At 41.3% G+C, this 22,821-nt stretch carries 17 protein-coding genes and 1 pseudogene; 16 read left to right on the top strand and 2 right to left on the bottom strand.

The genetic code is table 11. The features are described from left to right. Positions 1 to 260 precede the first annotated feature (260 nt). The 4 genes and pseudogenes from G3O08_RS09795 (at position 261) to G3O08_RS09780 (ending at position 6,322) form a co-directional block, all read left to right on the top strand. Positions 261 to 1,565: an HlyD family secretion protein gene (locus tag G3O08_RS09795; protein ID WP_163285185.1), complete on the top strand. Its 1,305-nt coding sequence runs from the start codon at positions 261 to 263 to the stop codon at positions 1,563 to 1,565. 912 nt (positions 1,566 to 2,477) lie between these two features. Further along, positions 2,478 to 4,178 (top strand): annotated as a pseudogene (rpsA, locus tag G3O08_RS09790) (30S ribosomal protein S1); the annotation flags it as partial. 464 nt (positions 4,179 to 4,642) lie between these two features. Next, positions 4,643 to 4,885, top strand: coding sequence for a UPF0175 family protein (locus G3O08_RS09785; RefSeq protein ID WP_163285184.1), 243 nt, complete (start codon positions 4,643 to 4,645; stop codon positions 4,883 to 4,885). A 147-nt stretch (positions 4,886 to 5,032) separates the two neighbouring features. Then, on the top strand, positions 5,033 to 6,322 hold the full coding sequence (locus G3O08_RS09780; protein ID WP_163285183.1) for a DUF1015 domain-containing protein: 1,290 nt from the start codon (positions 5,033 to 5,035) through the stop codon (positions 6,320 to 6,322). A 394-nt stretch (positions 6,323 to 6,716) separates the two neighbouring features. Here the strand turns inward: G3O08_RS09780 and G3O08_RS09775 are convergent, their stop codons facing one another. After that, a complete protein-coding gene (locus tag G3O08_RS09775) occupies positions 6,717 to 7,598 on the bottom strand; it encodes a WD40 repeat domain-containing protein (protein ID WP_163285202.1) in 882 nt (293 codons plus the stop codon). 495 nt (positions 7,599 to 8,093) lie between these two features. Here G3O08_RS09775 and htpG point away from each other — a divergent pair, with 495 nt between their 5' ends. The 7 genes from htpG (at position 8,094) to G3O08_RS09740 (ending at position 13,948) form a co-directional block, all read left to right on the top strand. Next, positions 8,094 to 9,986 carry a molecular chaperone HtpG gene (gene htpG / locus G3O08_RS09770; RefSeq protein ID WP_163285182.1) on the top strand — a complete coding sequence of 631 codons (1,893 nt, stop codon included), beginning with the start codon at positions 8,094 to 8,096 and terminating at the stop codon, positions 9,984 to 9,986. 21 nt (positions 9,987 to 10,007) lie between these two features. Continuing rightward, the gene (locus tag G3O08_RS09765) at positions 10,008 to 10,577 is read left to right on the top strand and encodes a LemA family protein (RefSeq protein ID WP_163285181.1); all 570 of its coding nucleotides are present in this window, start codon (positions 10,008 to 10,010) and stop codon (positions 10,575 to 10,577) included. 2 nt (positions 10,578 to 10,579) lie between these two features. Next, positions 10,580 to 11,032 carry a TPM domain-containing protein gene (locus tag G3O08_RS09760; RefSeq protein WP_163285180.1) on the top strand — a complete coding sequence of 151 codons (453 nt, stop codon included), beginning with the start codon at positions 10,580 to 10,582 and terminating at the stop codon, positions 11,030 to 11,032. Continuing rightward, positions 11,025 to 11,831: a TPM domain-containing protein gene (locus G3O08_RS09755; RefSeq protein ID WP_163285179.1), complete on the top strand. Its 807-nt coding sequence runs from the start codon at positions 11,025 to 11,027 to the stop codon at positions 11,829 to 11,831. Before G3O08_RS09760 ends, G3O08_RS09755 begins: the two co-directional genes overlap by 8 nt. A 193-nt stretch (positions 11,832 to 12,024) precedes the next feature. After that, positions 12,025 to 12,768, top strand: a complete 744-nt coding sequence (locus G3O08_RS09750; RefSeq protein ID WP_163285178.1) for a TerB family tellurite resistance protein — start codon at positions 12,025 to 12,027, stop codon at positions 12,766 to 12,768. A 3-nt stretch (positions 12,769 to 12,771) separates the two neighbouring features. Then, on the top strand, positions 12,772 to 13,527 hold the full coding sequence (locus G3O08_RS09745; protein WP_163285177.1) for a rhomboid family intramembrane serine protease: 756 nt from the start codon (positions 12,772 to 12,774) through the stop codon (positions 13,525 to 13,527). Between the two features lie 115 nt (positions 13,528 to 13,642). After that, the gene (locus tag G3O08_RS09740) at positions 13,643 to 13,948 is read left to right on the top strand and encodes a hypothetical protein (protein ID WP_163285176.1); all 306 of its coding nucleotides are present in this window, start codon (positions 13,643 to 13,645) and stop codon (positions 13,946 to 13,948) included. A gap of 348 nt (positions 13,949 to 14,296) precedes the next feature. Here the strand turns inward: G3O08_RS09740 and G3O08_RS09735 are convergent, their stop codons facing one another. Next, entirely contained in the window at positions 14,297 to 14,728 is a 432-nt protein-coding gene (locus G3O08_RS09735) for an FKBP-type peptidyl-prolyl cis-trans isomerase (protein WP_163285175.1), read from the bottom strand. Positions 14,729 to 14,829: 101 nt separating this feature from the next. Between G3O08_RS09735 and G3O08_RS09730 the strand changes: the two genes are divergently transcribed. The 5 genes from G3O08_RS09730 to G3O08_RS09710 all read left to right on the top strand — a co-directional run bounded on the left by G3O08_RS09730 (position 14,830) and on the right by G3O08_RS09710 (position 22,777). Continuing rightward, on the top strand, positions 14,830 to 15,648 hold the full coding sequence (locus tag G3O08_RS09730; RefSeq protein ID WP_163285174.1) for a prohibitin family protein: 819 nt from the start codon (positions 14,830 to 14,832) through the stop codon (positions 15,646 to 15,648). A 157-nt stretch (positions 15,649 to 15,805) separates the two neighbouring features. After that, positions 15,806 to 16,402 carry a pseudouridine synthase gene (locus tag G3O08_RS09725; protein WP_163285173.1) on the top strand — a complete coding sequence of 199 codons (597 nt, stop codon included), beginning with the start codon at positions 15,806 to 15,808 and terminating at the stop codon, positions 16,400 to 16,402. 19 nt (positions 16,403 to 16,421) lie between these two features. Continuing rightward, positions 16,422 to 17,180 (top strand): lysophospholipid acyltransferase family protein, encoded by a 759-nt coding sequence (locus G3O08_RS09720; RefSeq protein WP_163285172.1) that lies wholly within the window; start codon positions 16,422 to 16,424, stop codon positions 17,178 to 17,180. Between the two features lie 3 nt (positions 17,181 to 17,183). Next, positions 17,184 to 17,891, top strand: coding sequence for a YebC/PmpR family DNA-binding transcriptional regulator (locus tag G3O08_RS09715; RefSeq protein ID WP_163285171.1), 708 nt, complete (start codon positions 17,184 to 17,186; stop codon positions 17,889 to 17,891). Between the two features lie 269 nt (positions 17,892 to 18,160). Next, the gene (locus G3O08_RS09710; protein ID WP_163285170.1) at positions 18,161 to 22,777 is read left to right on the top strand and encodes a T9SS type A sorting domain-containing protein; all 4,617 of its coding nucleotides are present in this window, start codon (positions 18,161 to 18,163) and stop codon (positions 22,775 to 22,777) included. Positions 22,778 to 22,821 lie beyond the last annotated feature (44 nt).

Raw genomic sequence — 22,821 nt, 5'->3', positions numbered from 1 at the left:
TTATGAGGGGAGAATTACGAATTACGAAAAATTAATTACGAATTACGAATGGAGAATTACGAATTTGAAGTACATAGAGAGAAAACAAAAGTATTTACAATCTAAGAAAGGTTGACTAATTATGAATGTAGCCGTGCGTCAGGCTTCCCTTTAGGGATTGAGGGCGCGCGCGGGAATAATTACGAATTACGAATGTCTCAATACACTATACTCAATACTAAAAACCAAGCACTAACAACCAATCCTGAAACAAGTTCAGGATGACATACCAAGAACTAAGAACTCCGGTGGAAGAAAAAGAAATAGAAATAAGAAGTGATGAAGTTCAGGAAATCCTTACGGAAGTTCCAAGCTGGATGATTCGCTATGGCATAACGCTTATTTTTGCAATTATTTTTTCTGTTCTTATTCTCTCGTGGTTCGTAAAGTACCCCGAAACGATAGAAGGGTCAGTTGAACTTACCACAGAGCAGCCACCCGTAAAACTGGTTGCAAAAACAAGCGGCTACATTCAAAATATTAAGTTTGCCGAAGATGAAATGATTAGGGGAGGAGAAGTTATTGCTGAGCTTGCCAATCCGGTCAATAAAGAAACCATTGATAGCCTTAGAATCTTTTTAAATTCATTTCATCTGGATAGCGCAGGTGTGCAGTCCACTGAGCTTTCGCGACTAAAGTCATTAGGACAAGCTCAAATTCAGGTCAACCAGTTATATAATCGGTTGGTGGAGTATTATAAATTGGTGAATGATGAATCCTTTCTACGTACTATTCACAACCTGGATGAGCAGGTTGTTTACAATACCCGTTTGGCGAAAATCTCTGGTGAACAGTTAGATTTATTTACGAATGAGATGAAGTCAGCAAAAGAGAAATATAAATCTGATAGTGTGCTATATGCGAGCGGAGTGATTGCCAAAATTACTTATTTTGCCAATCAAAGTGAGTATTATGCCAAAAAGCAAACCTTGCTGAATGCAAAGAAAGCAGCAATTCAATATAAAATCACAGCTTCAGATTTTGCAGAACAAAAGAACAAACTACTTAAAGCACGCGAGGATACAGAGCGTAACTTGACTACGGAAATTCAATCAGGAATAAAATCGCTGTACAGCTTTGTTGATGAATGGAAGCTAAATTATATTTTGGTTTCTCCGTTTGATGGTAAGTTGGCTTATTTAAGTAATCTCGCTGATAATGAGTTTGTAACCACAGAGCAGCCATTATTTGCCGTTATTCCAAATAATGAGCATGTACTTGGTGTGGTTAAAATTGAACAGCAAGGTTATGGTAAAATTGAAGTGGGTCAGCAAGTGCGTATGAAGCTCAATAATTTCCCTTATATGGAGTACGGTCAGTTGAAAGGTCGCGTAGACAATATTTCAAAAATTGCAGGTACAAGTGGGTATATTCTAAAAGTACGATTAGATCAAGGCTTATCAACTACCTATAATAAAGAGATTGTTTACAAACCCGGAATGACCGGAACTGCAGAGATTGTAACTGAAGACTTGAGGTTAATAGAACGAATTTTCTATTCAATTCGCAAGATTTTTGATCGATGACAGTTGACTTTGACATGGAGTTCTCTACGTAGCACTCATCCAAAAACCAAGAACCAAGAACCAAAAACTACCCCCGCGCAAGGGATAGCAGCGTCATCCTTTTTGGTTTTTGGGCATTGTGGCTGCCCGCTGGCAGAGCGACCGGAGGAAGCTCCTGACCAGCCGATGCAGACACTGATCAAAAACCAAAAAGATATAGCGGAAAGCCCGACCCGTAGGGATGCGCCCAACAATCCTAAAATCAAATACTTAAATGCAAATAATTCTTTTTTGAGTTCCACTGACAATTTTCTGACTATAACGCATGGAAATTTCATATAGAATCACTACCTTTGCCGTCCGAAAAAACGGAGCCGTGGCCTCTTATTTATATATAAACCGCTCTCAACTTGCCACAGCGAAGATGAGATACAAATTTTAGCCCATTTAATGGCAAACGAAGAAAACAAGGTTTCGGAAGAAATCGAAGAATCAAAAAACACTGCTGAAACTTCAACCGAAGAGACAAAAGCAGAAACTCCAAAACAAGAAGAAACCAAAGAAGCGAAAGCCGATGAAGTGAAAGCTGAAGAAGCTAAAACTGATGAAGCAGAAGCTAAAAAGGTAGAATCTGAAGAGGAAAAGGTTGAAGAATTAGCCGAAGAAATTAAAGAACACCCAAAAGCTGACACGTCGATTGCTGCGCAAAAAGTAGCTGAAGGCAAAGCTGATGATGCTGATAAAAAAGACAGCAAAGAATCTGACGAAGCGGATGCTCAAAAAGCAGATGCAACAGATAAAAAAGACAGCAAAGACGCTAACGAGGCAGATGCGCCAAGAGCAAGAAAGAAAGCAACTGACACTGATGACGATGAGGACGATGAGGACGATGAAGAGTTAGACCTTTATGGTGATCAGCCAGATTTTGACGCAGAAAACTTTGACTGGGATGCATATGCGGATGGCGAAGACATTTACAATAAGGAAGAGCGCTTAAAGCTAGACGAACTATACGACGACACGCTGAATGCTGTACAGCAAGGCGAAGTGGTTAAAGGTTCTGTAGTTGACATTACTAAAAAAGAAATAGTTGTAAATATCAACTACAAATCTGAAGGTAGTGTTGGTGCAACTGAATTTAGATACAATCCCGATCTTAAAATAGGTGACATCGTAGATATCTACGTAGAAAACCTTGAAGACAAAGATGGGCAGCTCAATATTTCGCACAAAACTGCGCGTATGCACGAGGCATGGCGCAAAGTAAACAGCGCCCTTGAGCACAACGAAATCATAACTGGTAACATAAAATGTAGAACGAAAGGTGGACTTATTGCTGATGTATTTGGCATTGAGGCTTTCCTTCCGGGATCGCAAATTGATGTAAAACCTATCCGCGATTACGATATGTACGTGGGTAAAAAGATGGAATTTAAGGTTGTGAAAATCAACCATGAGTTTAAAAACGTTGTTGTTTCGCACAAAGCGCTTATTGAAGCGGAACTTGAAGAGCAGAAAAAACAAATTATTAGTGGTCTTGAAAAAGGACAGGTACTTGAAGGTACGGTTAAAAACATTACATCATACGGTGTATTCATCGATCTTGGTGGTGTTGACGGACTTATACACATTACCGACCTTAGCTGGGGCCGCATAAACCACCCGGAAGAAGTGGTGGAGCTGGATCAAAAGCTGAATGTTGTAATCCTGGATTTCGACGACGACAAGAAGCGTATTGCTCTTGGCTTGAAGCAGCTTAGCGAGCATCCTTGGGATACGCTACCTGAAGAAGTTCAGGTGGGTAGCAAGATAAAAGGTAAAGTTGTGGTAATGGCAGATTACGGTGCGTTTATAGAGATTGCTCCCGGAGTGGAAGGTCTTGTACACGTAAGCGAAATGTCATGGTCGCAGCACTTGCGCAGCGCTCAAGATTTCTTGAACGTAGGCGACGAGGTAGAAACTGTAGTACTTACACTTGACCGTGAAGACCGCAAAATGTCTCTTGGTATCAAGCAATTGATGCCAGATCCATGGGCCGATATCGCTGGTAAATATCCGGTAGGTAGCAAGCACAAATCAACTGTACGTAACTTCACCAACTTTGGTGTGTTTGTAGAGCTTGAAGAGGGTGTTGACGGATTGGTACACATCTCTGATCTTAGCTGGTCTAAGAAAATTAAGCACCCATCAGAATTCTGTAACATCGGTGATGAAATGGAAGTTGTGGTACTTGAAGTAGATGAAGAAAACCGCAGATTGAGCCTTGGACACAAGCAGCTTGAAGAGAATCCATGGGATGTATTTGAAACCATCTTTACAGAAGGTTCTAAACACGAAGGAACAGTTACTGCCATTGAAAACAATACTGCAATAATCGCTATGCCTTACGGTGTAGAAGCAGTAGCGCCGGTAAAACACTTGCGTAAAGAAGATGGTTCTAATGCTGCAATTGAAGATAAACTCGACTTTATTGTACTTGAGTTTAACAAGAACAGCCGTAGAATAATGGTTTCTCATACCCGTACTTTTGAAGAAGATCCGAAACATACTAAAGCGAAGGAAAGCAGTGATCGCAAAACGCAATCAAAGCAGTCTTCAAAAGCTTTGAAAGACATCAACAGCAAGCAAGAGAAAACGACTCTTGGTGACTTGAATGTACTTGCCGGACTGAAAGAAGAAATGGAAAAAGGCGAAAGCGAAAGCAAAGGCAAAACCGAAAGTAAAGGTGAAACCAAGAGCAAAGCCGAAACCGAAACAGAAACCGAAACCGAAAGCAAAGCTAAAACTGAAAGCAAAGGCAAAGCCGAAAGCGCTAAAACCGAAAGCAAAAAAGTTGAAAGCGAAGGCAAAGCCGAAAGCGAGGACGAAAGCGAAAGCAAAGTTGATAGCGCAGACGACAGTGAAGACGAAAGCGATAACAAGAAAAAGTAATCGCAGTTTGATTCTTTAAAATAGTAAAGCCGCTCTGAAAATTTCAGAGCGGCTTTTTTTATCTTCGAACATAATTTCAAATTTTTCAACGAACCTCAATTATTCAAATCAATTAGTTTTGATTGGTTGCTGTAATCTCTATCAGCAATATTACGTATCTTGTACTTATGAAAAAGGTCGTCATAGAGTTACCCGAAGATTATAACATAAGTGAATCTGAAGCTGTAATAGCGATGGCGGCTCAACTTTTCGAAATGGGTAAGCTTTCTTTGGGACAAGCAGCACAACTGGCTGGATACGAAAAGAGAGATTTTATAGAAATACTGAGTTCATACGGAGTTTCTGTTTTTAACTATTTAGCTGAGGATGTGGACAATGATTTGAAAAGTGCAGACCTTAATAATATCTGATACTGCTTGTCTAATTCTTTTCGATAAAATCGGAAGGTTTGATATTCTTCAAAACCTTTACGGTCGAATAACTAGTCGTAGCCCCGCGATGAATCACGTGGTTACAACTTGTCAGTGATCTTTTCATCAAAATGATTCAGCACAAAATTGCAAACTGCCGATATTGCCTTAATTTCGCGGCTCATCAATAAAGCATTCATGGCAGAGATTATTCCATTCAGAGCTGTACGACCCACGCGCGACAAGGTGCATCTGGTTGCTACACGGAGTTATGTAACTTATCAACCCCGGCATTTGAACAGGAAACTGCTTGAGAATCCCTTTTCGTTTGTCCACATTATTAATCCCGAATTTGGCAAAAGCAGAAAGTCTCGACCCAATTCTGATACGCGCTTCAACAAGATAAAACAACGCTTTGAAGAGTTTTGCGATGATAAGATTCTGGCTCAAGACGAAAAAGATGCGTTTTACGTTTACCGTCAAATAACGCCTACACACTCATTTACGGGAATTATTTGTGGTGTAGCGGTTAAGGAATATACCGAGGGGCACATTAAAATCCACGAGCAAACGCTCACCTCGCGGGTGGGAGTTTTCACCAAATATCTGGATATCTGCGATTTTAATGCCGAGCCGGTTCTATTAACTTATACAGATAAGGGTACCCACATTGACCCGCTTATCGCGAAAAGCATGAGTGCCAGGCCCGAATACGACTTTACGACTACCGACCGTATTCAGCATCAGCTATGGCTTATTGACAATAAAGAAGATATAGCGGCCGTGCAAAAGGAATTTGCAAAACTGGAATGCTTGTATATTGCCGATGGGCACCACCGCATGGCAAGCTCGGCACTGCTGGGCGAAAAACGGATGAAAAGAAAAGGCTGGAAACCAACGGATATTTCTAACTACGCCCTAGCGCTTATTTTACCAGAAAAAGAATTGAATATCAGGCCGTTTCATCGTGTTATAAGGCTCGATGAACCCATTGACGAAAAGCAATTATTAAAGGATTTGGAATCTCATTTTAAAATTACAAAAAAGTCACGAACCTATTTCCCGAAAGCAAATCACGAATTTGGAATGCGCATTTCTAAGGGTTGGTATTCGCTAAAGCTGAAAGATAAAATGGTATCTGAAAAAGTCGTGGAACACTTAGATCCTATGATTTTAACCAACACAATTTTGGAGCCTCTCTTTGATATTCACGATCAAAAAACCGATCGCCGGATTCAATTCATTCCCGGAAAGGAATCGATTGACAAGTACGAAAAATCGATTGATCAAGGATTGACAACGGCCCTTTTTACGTTGCACAGCACCAGTACGGCGCAACTATTTGCCGTAAGCGATGCCAATGAAATAATGCCACCTAAAAGCACTTACGTGGAACCAAAATTGAGAAGTGGACTTACGATAATGAAGCTTAGTTAGTGTTTGTCAATAGAGTCAAGTGGCTGGATCATAAAGTTCAATAGCAAGGCGCATGCAGAATTGAAAATCAAGGAGTTGACATTTGTCAATAACTGTTTTCAATTCAAGTGCAACGCCGATAGTGGACTTTATGGACAGACACTAGTTAGTGTCTGTCAATACACTCAAGTGGCTGGGTCAGAATGTTCGATAGCCCATACGGGCGCCCTCCGGTTGCAAGGCTGCGCGTAGAATTGAACACTTAGCGAAGCGATCACAACCGAAGGGCGTAATCAAGGAGTCCCGCTGGGGCGGGATGCGATACCTTGAGTGGTTATTGAGCCTGTCGAAATGCGAAGTCGAAAGGACTGTTATCCGAAATGGCTTGATAGTGGACTTTATAGACAGACACGAGTTAATCTCTTTTCCAGATTCGAATAAGTCGGTCATCGCCGGCAGTGATCAAGAAATCATCTGTTTTGCAAAGTGCATTTACGGAATTGCCGTGGGTGGTAGTTCTATCTGATTTGAGCCTTTCGGGATTTTCCAAATCGTTCATGTCCCAAATTTTTACATTTCTATCTCTGCTTGCCGAGGCGAACAAGCCTTGCGCAAGCGGAAGAATATCGTAAATGGCGTAGTTATGTGCCGGAATATTGCTTGTTTGTTTCAGCTCATTATTTTCAAAATTCCAAAAGCGCAAATGTGCATCACGTCCACCTGTTACCAGTTGTTTTCCTCCTTCCATCCACGCAAGTGAATACGTGCCCCCATCATGGGCATGTACAGTTTGTAATTGATTGAAATACGCGGTATCAAGCACATGTACATTGCCATCACTCGCAGTAACGATGAGATGCTTATTATCTTCTGTAAGTAAAAGTCTGCGCAACTTGCCGTCTGACAAGGGTATTTGGATTTGTAGCGTAAAATCATCGCCATCAAAAACAGCAAGCGAACCTCCACCACCGGTGCTATAAAAATGGTTTTGAACGGGATTGTAGCAGATATCAAACACCCCTTTTTCGTGAAATTTCAGATGTCTGATTTCCTTTTTTGACTCTCGGTCAATAACGTGTATTCCGCCGTGCCCCTGCCCTATCAACATTTTATCATTTTGAATAGCAGCAGCGTAAATAGGCAAGCCAACTTTTACTGAAAATGGTGCCGATTCAAAGGTTTTTAAATCCCAGGCTGCCAGCATTCCATCGCCAGAAGCAGAAAATAATAAATCGTCTTCCACGAGCAATTTGTAAATTCCGGAAATATGACCTTTTAGTGTTGCTTTGAGTTCCATAAATCAAAGGAAAGGATTTTTTATTAGCTGCAAGCACCAGGCTTAAAGCTGCAAGGGAGAATTGGGTAGGCAGCCTCAAGCTTTAAACTTCAGGCTGCAAGCGAGAATTGGAGTGGATTTCCCTTACCCGCCAAGATGTCAAGGAGGGCAAAGAACGCAAAGTGAGCATTTGGTGGAGACTAATTGGCAATTGCTTACTCCGCTGCATAAGGTCGCTTAGTTGACAATGAGCAATGGGGCAAAAGAATTTATTGGAAAATAATGGTCAGTAAGACATTTATTTTACCAGCAATCAATGTGATATATTAGACTTTTATCCGACTTCAATTTTATTCGTGTATTCTAAGTATTTTTTTACTTGAATCAATATTTTCCGAGTTCTCATCCAAAAACCAAGAACAAAGAACTAAAAACAAGAAAAAACCCGTCAATTTGTCAGAAATAGTCAACTGGCACAGGGATTGACAATACCAAACCATCTAAAACTTAAATAAAATGCAACAAGGAAGTATCAACGTACAAACAGAAAATATTTTTCCAATAATCAAGAAATTTCTCTATTCAGATCACGAGATTTTCCTTAGAGAGTTGGTATCAAACGCGGTAGACGCCACCCAAAAACTCAAAACGCTTGTTTCGCTTAGCGAGCTTAAAGGAAACACCGAAAACCTGAAGGTGGATGTGATTCTTGATAAGGCCAAAAAAACCATCACTATCCGCGACAATGGAATAGGAATGACTGGCGAAGAAGTTGAAAAATACATTAACCAAATTGCCTTTTCGGGCGCTGAAGAATTTGTAGAGAAATACAAAGATTCGGACAAGAAAAATGCTATTATCGGACATTTCGGACTTGGTTTCTACTCGGCATTCATGGTTGCCAAAGAAGTTGAGATTATTAGTAAATCACAACGCCCCAATTCTACTCCTGTAAAATGGACTTGCGATGGGAGCCCGAATTATACCATGGAAGAAACCACCAAAAAAACCAAGGGAACAGACGTAGTGCTTCACATTGCTGACGACTCACTTGAATTTTTGGAAGAAAGCCGTCTGCAAGGTATTTTAAATAAATACTGCAAATTCTTACCTGTACCAATTAAGTTTGGAACAAACGAAAGGACTGAAAAAGAGAAAGATGCAGAAGGAAAAGTTGTAGAAGGTGGAAAAGAGGAAAAAATTGTTGAAGACAACATTATCAATATTACAGATCCTGCTTGGACAAAAGCACCTGCCGATCTGACCGATGCGGACTACAAAAGCTTTTACCGCGAGTTGTACCCAATGACTTTTGAGGAGCCAATGTTTCACATTCACCTCAACGTAGATTTTCCGTTTAATCTTACCGGTATCTTGTATTTCCCTAAGTTGAAGAACAACTTTGAAATGCAGAAAAACAAAATCAGCCTTTACAGCAATCAGGTTTTTATTACCGATAATGTAGAGAATATTGTACCGGAGTTTTTAACGATGCTGCACGGAGTAATTGATTCACCGGACATTCCACTTAACGTTTCTCGTTCATACCTTCAGGAAGATGCGAATGTGAAGAAAATATCTTCGCACATTACCAAAAAGGTAGCTGACAAACTGGCGAGCATGTTTAAAACCGACCGTGCCGATTTTGAGAAAAAATGGGATGACGTGAAGATTTTCGTTGAATTTGGAATGCTTACAGATGCGAAGTTTTATGAGAAAGCGGCTAAGTTTTATCTGGTGAAATCTATTGATGGTAAATATTATACCCAAGAAGAATATCTTGAGAAAATAAAAGCCAATCAAACAGATAAAGAGGGGAAAACAGTATTGCTTTACGCAAATGACGCGAAAGAGCAGTACAGCTTTATAGAAACGGCCAAAAATCGAGATTACGATGTAATCATTATGGATTCGCCGCTTACCAGTCATGTAATAAGTAAGATTGAGCAAAACGGCGAGAATATTTCATTTGCCCGCGTTGATGCCGACACGATTGATAAGCTAATTGAGAAAGAAGAGAACCTTCCTTCAAAGCTTACCGAAGATGAACAGAAAGCCCTGGAGCCTGTTATTACAGAAGCCATCGAAAAGGAAAAGTTTACTGTTCAATTTGAGAGCATGAGCGAAAACGACCAGCCGATGATTATTACCCAAAGCGAATTTATGCGCCGTATGAAAGAACAGCAAGCTGCCGGTGGTGGAAATATGTTTGGTGCTATGCCCGAAATGTATAATCTTGTGGTTAACTCTAATCATGCATTGATTGGCGAAATAGTAAATGAAAAAGACGACACCCGCAAAAAGGAACTTGTTTCGCAGGTTGTTGACTTGGCCATGCTTTCGCAAAACATGCTGAAAGGAGAAGCGATGAGTAAATTTATACGTCGAAGCATTGAACTAATTAAATAAGAACCAACCAACTAAACAAAAATGAGAAAGTATCTGATTATTATTCTGGGCGCCTTAACCCTTAGCTCGTGCGGCTACAACAGCATGGTAGAAAAGGATGAGGGAATTGCCAAATCATGGGCGAGTGTAGAAACGCAGTACCAGCGACGAAGCGATCTTATTCCAAACTTGGTGAATACCGTAAAAGGCTACGCCGACTTTGAGCAGGAAACACTAACAAAGGTTGTTGAAGCCCGCAGTAGAGCCACAGGTATTACGCTAAAGGCAGATGAGCTTACGCCAGAGAATATCGCGAAATTTCAGGAAGCGCAGTCGCAATTGAGCGGAGCTTTATCGCGCCTTTTGGTATCGGTAGAGCGCTATCCTGACTTAAAGGCTTCTACCCAGTTTTCGCAGTTGCAGGCGCAACTTGAAGGAACTGAAAACCGGATAAGTGTAGCTCGGGACAAGTACAACGAAAGCGTGCGCGATTACAACGCCTACATTCGTAAGTTTCCGAAAAACATTGTGGCAGGAATGTTTGACTTTGATCAAAAAGGATACTTCGAATCTGATTCAGGTACCGAAAACGCACCAAAAGTAGAGTTTTAAATATGGCCGAACCTTTTTTTACAAAAGCACAGCAAAAGCAAGTTACAGATGCCATAACCCAAGCCGAACTGAACACCAGCGGCGAGATAAGGCTGCATATAGAGGCTACTTGCAAGGAAGATGTTCTTGACAGAGCAGCTTTTATTTTCAAAAAATTGGAAATGCACAAAACAGAACTCCGCAATGGGGTTCTGTTTTATTTAAGTGTAGAAGATCACAAGTTGGCTATTTTAGGCGATGGCGGAATAAATGCCAAGGTGCCTAAGAATTTCTGGCATGAAATAAAAGATCACCTCATTTCTCAATTCGGTAACGGAAAGTACGCAGAAGGTATAAGTGAGGGAATTATTATGGCGGGAGAACAATTAAAACAACAATTTCCGCATCAAACCGACGACGTTAACGAGCTTAGCAACGAAATTTCATACGGTAAAAACATGGGTGAAAATGAGTAAATTAAAAGCACTGTTTTCGGGCTTCCTTATTCTTTTTGTGTTGGGTGTTTCTGCTCAAAGCACAGATGATTGCTATCCCCCTAAACCAAACAGGCTAGTTGTGGATGCCGACAACATTCTTACCGACCAGGAAGAAAGCAGGCTTGAAGAAAAGCTTCAGAAGCTAAATAAAGAAACAAGTAATCAGGTAGTTATTGTTACGATCAATGAGCTCTGTGCCGGCGATGCCGCTATGACAGCTTATGAAATAGGCGAGCGATGGGGCGTGGGCCAAAAAGGCTTTGACAATGGTGTAGTAATATTGGTAAAGGCCTCTGGCGGTCCTGGCGAGCGTGCTACATTTATTGCTCCCGGTTACGGGCTTGAAGGAATTCTTCCCGATGCAACGGCTAAATTAATTGTGGACAGAGAGATGGTCCCCAATTTTAAAGGGAAAAACTATTATGCCGGTCTTGATAAGGCTGTAACCATAATTTCAGAACTTGCAACGAGTGAATACAGCTACAAAGATTACAATGAAAAAGAAAAAGGCGGCGGATTTATGGCACTTCTGCCAATTTTGTTTTTCGTTGGCATTTGGTTCTTCTTAATGTACCGGCGTACAAACGTATACGCACGAAACAATAATCTAGGGTTTTGGGCTGCGCTGGCATTAATGGGTGCTGCAGGAGGCAGGAGTCATGGAGGAAGTTTCGGTGGATTCTCCGGAGGTAGCGGAGGATTTGGCGGCGGCGGCGGCGGTTTCGGTGGTTTCGGAGGTGGAAGTTTTGGTGGCGGCGGAGCCGGTGGATCTTGGTAGCCTCGCGATTTATCGCGGGGAATTTATTCATGAGAAAGTACACGCGATTTATCGCGGGGAATTTATTTATGAGAAAGTACACGCGATTTATCGCGGGGAATTTATCTTGAGAAAGTCATATCAATAAGAGTAATTGATTAACGTTTAGATTTATCGAAATATAAAGTCACATCCCAATGCAAAGTAAAAAAGAATGAAAAAAAGTTATTTAAAGTGGATTGGAGGCGGCCTTGGATGGGCACTCGGTGGGCCTATTGGTGCTATTATGGGATTTGCGCTGGGATCGATGATCAGCACCACCGAAATTGTAACCTCTGAACAAGCGCAATCTCGTGGTCGCTCGTTTCGTCGCACCTCTACAGACGATTTTGTTGTAAGTCTTCTAGTTCTTTCTGCGGCAGTGATGAAAGCCGATGGAAAAGTGGTTAAATCAGAGCTGGATTATGTAAAGCAATTTTTTGTTCGGCAGTTTGGTGAAGCAAAAGCACAAGAACAACTTTTATTGCTGCGCGAAATCCTAAAGCAGCCTCTGCAGCTAAGGCAGGTATGTGTGCAGATACGCGCGAATATGCAACACCCGCTTAGGCTTCAGCTTATCCATTATATTTTTGGTCTCGCTCAAGCAGATGGCAGTCTCGATACGAGTGAATTACGCGTGATTGAAAATATAGCACGCGATCTGGGAATTAGTCAAAAAGATTTCGACTCTATTCGCGCGATGTTTAAAAGCGATACTTCGAGTGCATACAAAGTTTTGGAAATAAGCGAAGATGCTACAGAACAGGAAATTAAAAAAGCTTACCGCAAGATGGCCATTAAATACCACCCCGATAAGTTGAGCTCCTTAGGTCCTGATATTCAAAAAGCTGCGAAAGAAAAGTTCGTAAAAGTACAGGAAGCTTATGAAACAATAAAGAAGCAAAAAGGTATAAAGTAATCCATGCCCCAGGCACAAACATATAGTTCAAAGTCAATACTGGCATCGCTTATGGTGCCGCTCTTTATTGTGCTTGCTATGTGGATTGTTTTTTTGATTGAATTTGAAACCGGCGCCAATTTTGCGCACTACGGTTTAAAGCCCAGAACGTTATCAGGGTTATTGGGTATTTTCACCATTCCTTTTTTGCACGGTAGCTGGTCGCATTTAATTAACAATAGCATTCCAATGTTGGTTCTAGGTTGGGCTATCTTTAAGTTCTACCCAACTCTTGCGATAAAAACACTTATTTGGATTTATTTGATGGGGGGCATTTGGCTATGGATTTCAGGTCGCTCGTCTTACCATATAGGAGCCAGCGGAATCGTTTACGGCCTTGCAGCCTTTCTTTTTTTAAGTGGCTGGCTACGCCGCGAAAAGCGAGTAGCAGCCTTATCTCTTCTGGTCGCCTTTATATATGGCGGAATGTGGTGGGGTATTTTGCCGGTAGACCCAACGATTAGCTGGGAAGGACACTTCTGGGGCGGACTCGCAGGGGTGGTTCTGGCATTCGTTTACCGAAAAAAAGGACCTCAAAAATCGGTTTACAAATGGGAACTTGAAGAAGAGGAAGACGAATTGGAATATCTCGAAGCCTCTGATGATATCCAAAAAGTGCAAGTGAACGGTCTGGAAACTCAACCTACGCTACAAGGAAATCCTGTAAAGCTTACTTATTCTTTTAAGCCTACTCCGCCTGCGGAAGAATCTAAGAACTAATAGCTCTACTTTCTCTAAAAATGCCCCGCTCCGAAGGGTATCGACCCTTCGGCTTGACGCATGACGAAACATTCAGGTCTAAAAGATTTAAACACTAACTCCTAACAGATTAAAATTGAAACCAATTATAGCTACGCTGCGTTTTATGGCAGGCAGGGTAGATACCGTGCCGAGCTGCAAACCAATTCACCAGTTGCGTTGGCAGACGCGCTCAGAAGAGTACCCGCTCCAAAGGGTATCAACCCGCTCCGAAGGGTATCGACCCTTCGGCTTGACAAACGACGAAACATTCAGGTCTAAAAGATGGAAAACACTAAATCCTAATAGATTAAAATTGAAACCAATTATAGCTACGCTGCGTTTTGCGGCCGACAGGGTAGATACCGTGCCGCGCTGCGGAGCAATTCACTTTCTGCCTTAGCAGACCTTAATTAGAGTCTGTAAATAGAGTCAGGTGGCTGGATCATAAAGTTCAATAGCAAGGCGCACGTAGGATTGAATACCTAGCGTAGCGATTTCACAACCGAAGGGCGTAATCAAGGAGTCCCGCTGGGGCGGGATGACTGTTTTCAAGACAAGTGCAACGTAGATAGTGGACTGTATGGACAGACACTAATTAAGTGTCTTGATATCGATAATCACAAATAACAAAATAAAAAAGCCGAAGAATCAGATTTGGAAACCCAAACCAACCCTTCGGCAAATTCTGTAATACGCGTTTCGAATTATTCGTTTTCCCAAACTTTGGTAAAACTTAAATTCTCAACAATTAAGCGTCAATCTTAACAACTTCTATATCAAAATTAAGCGTTTTACCAGCTAGTGGATGGTTGGCATCAATGGTAATTTCATCTGCCTTCACATCGGTAACAGTAACAATTACTTGCTGACCATCAGGCATTTGAGAAGATAGTTGTTGACCAACGCTCACTTCTAATTCTGGTGGAAGTTGCTCTTTGGTGATCGTTTGAACCATATCTGGTTTAACATCCCCATAAGCCTCTTCCGGCGCAATGGTGAATTTTTTCGATTCATTAAGCTTCATTCCTTTTACAGCCTTTTCAAAGCCCGGAATCATCTGACCTTCACCAACAGTAAATGATAGCGGGTCTCTTTCGCGAGACGAATCAAATACTTCTCCTGTTTCTAACGTTCCTGTGTAATGTACACTAACATTACTCTTTTCTTGTACTATATCCATAATGTATATTAATTTAGCGCAAAAGTAAGGAATTGAGGTACGACGACCCAATTTTAAGGGAACTATCTTCCCTATTTTTAATAATTTAAGACCCAATTAACATGGAACCCAATCAAAGAAAATTAATTATTACTGTCATTGTAGCATTCGTATTGCTTCTGATACTATGGCAAACTTCTACCATCAAACTAAAATCGGGTGAAGCCGGCGTGCTTTACAAACAGTTTGGACAGGGTACTGTTACCGATTCTCATTTTTCAGAAGGCTTTCATTTTATTGCCCCATGGAACGATATGTTTGTGTACAATGTGCGTAACCAAGAGCGCCAGGAAGTTATGGAAGCACTTTCTAAAAATGGATTGACAATAAGAATGGAAATGTCTATTCGTTTTCGTCCTGTAATTAGCGAGGTGGGGACCATTCACCAAACGCTCGGACTGAATTATACGGAAGTTGTGGTTCTTCCCGAAGTGCGGTCAGCTGCCCGTCAGATTATTGGGCGGTACGACCCTGAAGAACTTTACTCCACAAAGCGTGATTTTATTCAAGACGAAATTTACAATAGTGTAAAAGAAAGGCTTGCTGAGAAAAACATCTATCTAGATGCTATTTTGATTCGAGGTATTGAGCTTCCGGCAAATATTAAAACGGCAATTGAGCAAAAACTTAAACAAGAACAAGAAAGTCAGGAATACGAATTTAGAATCCAAAAAGAATCTAAAGAAGCCGAGCGGAAACGAATCGAAGCACAGGGTATCAAAGACTTCCAGGATATTGTATCTGAAGGTATAAGCGATAAGCTTTTGCGCTGGAAAGGTATTGAAGCTACGCTTGATTTAGCAAAATCACCGAATAGCAAAGTCGTTGTTATCGGACAAGGCGATGACGGCTTACCTCTTATATTGGGTGGCAATAACTAATCAGGCCATCTATAAAGTCCACTACCTGCGTTGCTCACTTTTTTGAAAACAGTCATTGACACTTGTCAACTCCTTATTTTCATAAAAGTGAGCGCCTTGTTATTGAACTTCAGAGCTTAGCCACCTTAGCGCATTCAGACTTACAAAATTCAAAATAGTGGATTATTATTCAGTTTATAAACCTTATGGAATGTTGTGTCAGTTTTCTCAAGATGGCGATAAGCCTACCTTGAGAGAACTGGACAAATTTCCCAGAGATGTTTATCCTGTAGGTAGGCTTGATACCGATAGTGAGGGATTGCTTATTCTCACCAACGATAAGCGATTAAATAATGCATTGCTAAATCCTGAAAACAAGCATTACCGTACCTATTTGATTCAAGTAGAAGGGCTGGCTACACCTCAGGCTATTCATGATTTGGAGAGCGGAGTAGAAATCAGGATCGACAAAAAAAACTATAGAACCATGCCGGCTCGTGCAAGAATTGTGAAGGAGGCTCCTACCCTGCCCGCTCGCAATCCGCCTATACGCTTCCGCGAAAGCGTACCCACCTCGTGGCTTGAGCTAAAACTACAGGAAGGCAAAAACAGACAAGTGAAGAGAATGACTGCCAAAGTGGGCTTTCCCACCTTGAGATTGGTGCGCTGGGCTATTGAAGAATTGAGCATTGATGGCATGAAGCCGGGAGATGTACAGAGACTGGAAGCAGAAAAACTTTACGATTTTTTGAATATTCGTACCATTAAAAACTGATTTAAGTTAAATTCGCTCTATGTTTTTGAGTCGTTTGGTCAGAGCCATAGGCATAATTGTAATTTGCTTTTTATCTGCATTTTTTATTTTACTTTTTTCGTGGTTGCCGCGTGGAGGAGTTTATTCGTTTGTGAGCCGCAAAATTTGGGGACCCGGATTGCTGTGGTGCGCCGGTGCAAAATTGAAAGTAGAAGGTGCAGACAATATTAAAGGAAAATCGCATGGAATATATTTTTCTAACCATCAGTCTAATTTTGATATCCCAGCTATTACTGCTGCGTTGCGCACCCCGCTTTATTTTATTGCTAAAAAAGAGATTAAGAAAATTCCGATTTTCGGCTGGGGAATGTGGGCCATTGGGATGGTATTTGTAGATCGCAAAAACAGTGAAAAAGCGCGAAAATCTATGGAGCAAGGTGCACGGGTGGTAAGAGGCGGAAAATCTTTAAGCACATTCCCGGAAGGCACTCGCTCTAGAACCGGCGAAATACAGGCGTTTAAAAAAGGAACTTTTCATTTGGCAAAGAGCGGACCTATAAGGCTTATACCTGTTGCCATTATTGGCACAAAGAACATTCAGCCACCCGGCGGCAAATTACAAATAGGAAAGGAAGTTATTGTGCGCATTGGCAAACCCATATCTGAATCTGAAGTTGATGCTATGCCATTAAACGAACTCGCCAAATATGCCAGAGACCGGATAATTGAGTTGATGGGCGAAAAAGAGAAACCAGATTTGGATGAGCCAAGAAACGCATTAAATTTGCCAAAAAAATAAACCATGGGAAGAGCATTTGAATTTCGGAAAGGACGCAAAATGAAACGCTGGGCGGCCATGAGCAAAGCTTTTACCCGATTGGGCAAAGATATTGTGATGGCGGTTAAAGAAGGCGGTCCCGATCCCGAAAGCAATGCAAAGCTGCGCGCAGTCATTCAAAATTGCAAGGCAGTAAATATGCCCAAAGACAATGTAGAGCGTGCGATAAAACGCGCATCGAACAAAGATCAGGGCGACTATGCCGAAATAGTTTATGAAGGCTATGCCCCCCATGGAATTGCCATTTTAATAGAAACTGCTACCGACAATCACGTGCGTACTGTCGCCAATCTACGCTCACATTTTAGCAAGTGCAATGGCACACTCGGCACATCTGGATCGGTAGAATTTATGTTTGATCACACCTGCTTTTTTAAACTCGAAAAAGGCGATAATGATTTGGAAGAACTTGAATTAGAGCTGATTGACTTTGGTGCCGATGAAATTTTTGAAGAAGAAGATGGCATACTTATTTACGCCGCCTTTTCAGATTTCGGGAATCTTCAAAAAGCCATTGAAGAAAAAGGGCTTGAGCTTATCAACTCCGGATTTGACCGTATTCCGATGGATATCAAATCGCTAAGTGAAGAAGAGGAAGCCGATGTGGACAAGCTGCTTGAGCGCCTAGAAGAGGACGATGATGTGCAGAATGTGTTTCACAATATGGGATGACGCTTTTTACCGATCAACTTTTACAATCAAGTCTCTGCCATTCCAACTGCAACTTGCCGTAGGCTTATATAAAAACAATTTAAATCCGTGCTCAACCAATACCGTCTACTAGCCTCATCTAAGAAAATAGGTTTTTAATAGAGAATTGCTACTAGTTTATCGACTTTTTTATTTGATTCTATTTTAAGATTATGTATTTTTGTTTCTGATTCCAAAAGATTAGAAATTTTCTAATTTCAGGAAGATTGAAACTAACCAAAACATCAATCTTGAAAATAAACCTACTTTTCATTTCTCTATTTATTTTTCCCATTTCTCTTTTCGCACAAAAGGGACCAGGAGGAGTGAGTGTCGAAACTCCTTCTCAGAGCACATGCCGCATTTGGCTTGATGCGAGCACCTTAACTTCGCTTGCAGATGGAGATGACCTTGTGGATTGGCCTGATGTGAGCCTTTCAAATGTAAATGACAAAGCAACTCCGTTAAACTCCTCACTGCCACCCTACTTCAGAGACGATGCCGCAAATACGATAAATGGCTTTCCGGTTGTGGTTTTTGATGATGGTCGTTTTTTGCTCATGCAATCTACCACTGATCTGAACCTTGCAACTATAACTTTTACAAAGACCGTCTTCTTTGCTTTCAGAACATCCACGGATGTGACTTCAAAACAAGTATTATATGAGGAAGGCGGATGCTGGCGTGGGTTCAACGTTCACATTCAAAATGGAAATATTCATGTAGGTGCTTACGACTTAAATCAAAGTGGTGTTAACAACAATGGCACCCAGACAGATGGTGACGGCACTCCACAATGGGGGTATACTTACGTAAAAACCCCTGTCCAAGCCAACAGCACATATATTTTATCGGCACAATTCTATGCTCAAAACCAAGGTGTGGTCAATGCCAATGCCAATTACTTTATCAAAGGTTGGCTCAATGGATTGGAATTTGACAATATGGAGCTAAACGATGGAGACCTTACAGTAAATGGTAACAATGGAATTGGTTCGCTTCACTTTCATCCAAACCCAATCGGCTTGGGAGCTGTAAATGATGATTTTGTAGACCAAACCGGGATTTTTTGCAGTAATACCGGAAGCTTTACCTTTCAGGGTAGGTTAGCCGAGTTTTGCTACTACAATGATTTGCTTTCAGAAACTGAGCGGATAATAACTGAAAATTATTTGGGCTCTAAATATTTTGCAAACCTTATTAATAATGACAAATATATCCATCAGGCACTCTATGGAAATGATGTAATTGGTATTGGTCAACAAACAAATCAGGTAGGCAACAGGCACAATTTGAGCCAGGGTCGAAATCCGTTTTTAATATCTGAAAACGCTACAACTGCTAACTCAAATCACTACTTTCTTACAGGCCATAATGGTGGAAATATGGTTCTTACAGGTGCTGACGTGCCTGGGAATTCTGTCAACATCCAACGTTTGCAGAGAACCTGGAGAGTTGATAAAACAGCAAATTTCGGGACTGTAAAATACAAAGTGAAATCAACCGACTTGCCCCCTGCCCCTGCCGGATTTACTAAATTGGTTATGCTGATAGACAGTACCAACGCCAATTTCCCTAACTTTTCATTGGCCTCAACTGTCGTTAAAGAAATTCGACTTATATCGGGGGTAAATCATGAAATAGAATTTGATTTTCAAGACGACTCCTTCTATACACTAGCCTGGCTCAAACCAGAGGTTGAATTTACATTTTCGGAATCTTCTGCTCTTGAAGCTGATCCGTTGCCAAATGCTACTACTACGTTTTCTGTGGGGGTTCAACTCAATTACGAGCCATTGTCTGCGACTGGAAATACCATTGATTATATTTTTGTTGATGCTGGCCAAACTGCCGAACCGGCAGATTATTCTTATGACGCAACAGATCAGGCGGATGGTTTAACAATTCTTCCCTCCCAGCGCTTTGCAACACTCGATTTTAAAATTGTAAACGACGATGATGCTGACGACCAATCAACAGAACAGTTTCTGATTATTCTGCAAAATGGAGCAAATACCACTTCGGGGCTAAGCGTAGGATTCAGAGATACCCTAGTTGTTTCAATTTTAGATGATGACCCACCACCAAACGGGAGCTTTGTAAGCTCCAGCGGGAATGTCTCTGAAGGAGCAGGCTTTTACTATGTAAAAGTGCAGCGAACCGGAGATCCAAGTGACATGAGCAGTACATCTTCGAAGATACGGGTGAGAAGAAAGGCGAGCCCAAACCAAGGAACAGCCTCGTACAACAGTGATTTCACACTCAACTCGGCAGATGGATGGAAAGGTAGTATCGCTAATAGAGTCGATACCGTATTTTTTCCTGCAGCACTGGTTTCAAGCCAAATTGACTCAATTAGAGTTGAAATACTTGATGACGACATCAATGAAAATGACGAGACAGTTAACCTGGTTCTGGAAGGAGCTTTAGATATCGCTATTGATCCTTCAGCTACCACGAATTTCACATTGAATATCATTGAAAACGACCCTCTTCCCCAAGTAAATTTTTTTACTAATAACCAAACAGGGTACGAGTCGGTAGGAGATCCCGTAATTTTTGTGGAGCTTGACAGACCTTCAGCCCGAGACGTCACCGTTTTTTACACAATCGATGTAGGAGCTAGTACTGCTACGTACGACAATGATTATACGGCTTCAACCACAGGTAGTATTTTATTTCAGCCTGGTGATACGCTCAAATACCCTACGCCTTTTAATGTAGACAATGGAGACGTAGTTGGCGAACCGGATGAAACAGTTATATTCAATTTAACCGGAGGAATAAATGTAGCCAACGGAGCCGTAAGTCAACATACATACACCATACTCGATTATTCTCCATTTGAATGGAAAGGTGCTGCCGGAGTTGGAAAAAATTCTGATAATATCGTTTGGATTGATGCCAACCGGATGGGTCCATTGGGAATTAAAACTGCAATAAACAACTTTTCACCCAGAGATATCGAGATCAATAGAAAAGGTGGAGATAATAATCGGGCTGAATTGATTGCCAATGGAATTAATGGAAGGCAATCAATGGCATTTGATGGGATAGATAACAGCACAAATGCGGACTGTTATCAAATTGACGACGACTCATTTACCAATTTGGCCGGTTATATGGAGAAAAAGTCATTTTATTTTGTAATTAAACCAACAAGTGTACCAATGGGAACTGCAGGAGTTAACTCTACTCCCTCGGCGTCAAATTGTAGATTGTTGTACGAGCAAGGTGGAGGAATACGTGGACTGTCTATTTATCTTTACAACGAAAGGGTTTATTTACATGCATGGAATGATAATAATGACGGACCCGAATCTCCATGGGGATATGACAACGGGGCTTCCGGAGGAAATGCAAATAAAGTGGCTTCAGCGGTTTGGGCTCGTTCGACGCAAAATATTGTTGCAAATCAAGAATATATTATTTCCTGCCATTACAACAATAAATCTGATGAGCCTTTAATGGTTTATGTAAACGGTCGGAAAGGTGAAATGAATACTAACATTGTAAATCCAAACGATGTAGGGCGACTCTATGGCCACAGTGGCGATATCGGACTAGGAGCTCCGACAAATCAAGGACGAGTCCACTATACTGTAAACCAGCCTGGAGAAAGGCGTTGTCCATATGAAGGCTTGCTTTCCGAGTTTATCATGTACCATGAGCCTCAATTGACAGAAGCCCGCAGAATTATTATAGAGAATTATTTATCAGCCAAATACAACATTCCACTTTATGTTTCTGATACAAGGCAAATTTTTGACTTGGCCTTCGCTGATAATCTTGCAGACCCCAGCAACGATTTTAACAATGAGGTGGCTGGAATTGGGCGAATTATTTCAGCAGCTGATACCGCCTACCATGGAGATGCTCAGGGGACTGCGATTTTGAGAATTAAAGATCCTGTGTTTACGCAAAACACCGCATTCCTGACTTGGGGTCACAATGGTGACGAATTAATTAACACCTGGCCATATTCTTACGGTAATGCCAGCCTTCCATCAGGAATCCAAGAAAGATCTGGTAAAGTGTGGAAAATGTTTGAAAGCCCAAACGGTTCGGTTACTTCTGCTGATGTGTTTATAAACTTCAGTGCTTCGGCCAATGCACCTGATTTTAACCTAGATAATTCCCTGTTAAAACTGCTCGTCCATTCCAACTCAGATCCTCAGAATTTCAGTAATGCCTCAGTATATGACGTGTCAGAAATCAGAAGCGGAAACATTGCTCTTTTCTCTGCTGTAAACATGAGCAACGGTATGTATTTCGCATTGGGGAACACAAGTCCGATAAGTATTTCGCCGCTTCCCGTAGAACTTTTGAATTTTAACGCGCGTTTAGAAACAGATTATGTTGATATCACCTGGTCAACCTCCACCGAAATAAACAACGATTATTTCATTATCGAACGTGCCGACGCATCGCTAAACTGGAAGGAACTTTCAACTGTAGATGGCGCCGGAAACTCGAATACTACCCTCTCCTATTTAGAAAAAGACCGCGAACCCCTTCCGGGAATATCTTATTACCGCCTCAAACAAGTTGATTACGACGGCGTATACAAATACTCTGACGTAGTATCGGTAGTGAATTCAGAAATGGAGAGTAATGAAGACGTATTTCTTTATCCAAACCCAAGTAGTATGGGATCTGTTTTTGTGCGTATTCCATATGCATATTCGCGAACAAGCACAAACGTATCTTTCTACAATCTTTCGGGAGTTAAGGTTTGGGAAACAAAATTGAGAAGTGATGCCACCCTTTTTGAATTAAAATATGGTGATCTTCCAATGGGTGTTTACATCGTAGAGCTTAAAAGTGACATCTTATACGATGCTAAGAAACTTGTCATAAAAAATTAAGTTTCGTTCTTCTAAAAACAAGTCAATGCCAAAGTTCGCTTTGG

It is taken from the genome of Cryomorpha ignava (assembly GCF_010686655.1).
In the GTDB taxonomy this organism is placed as follows: domain Bacteria; phylum Bacteroidota; class Bacteroidia; order Flavobacteriales_D; family Cryomorphaceae; genus Cryomorpha; species Cryomorpha ignava.
The sequence above is the reverse complement of the archived record's forward strand: the minus strand, read 5'-3'. Positions and strand labels throughout refer to the sequence as shown.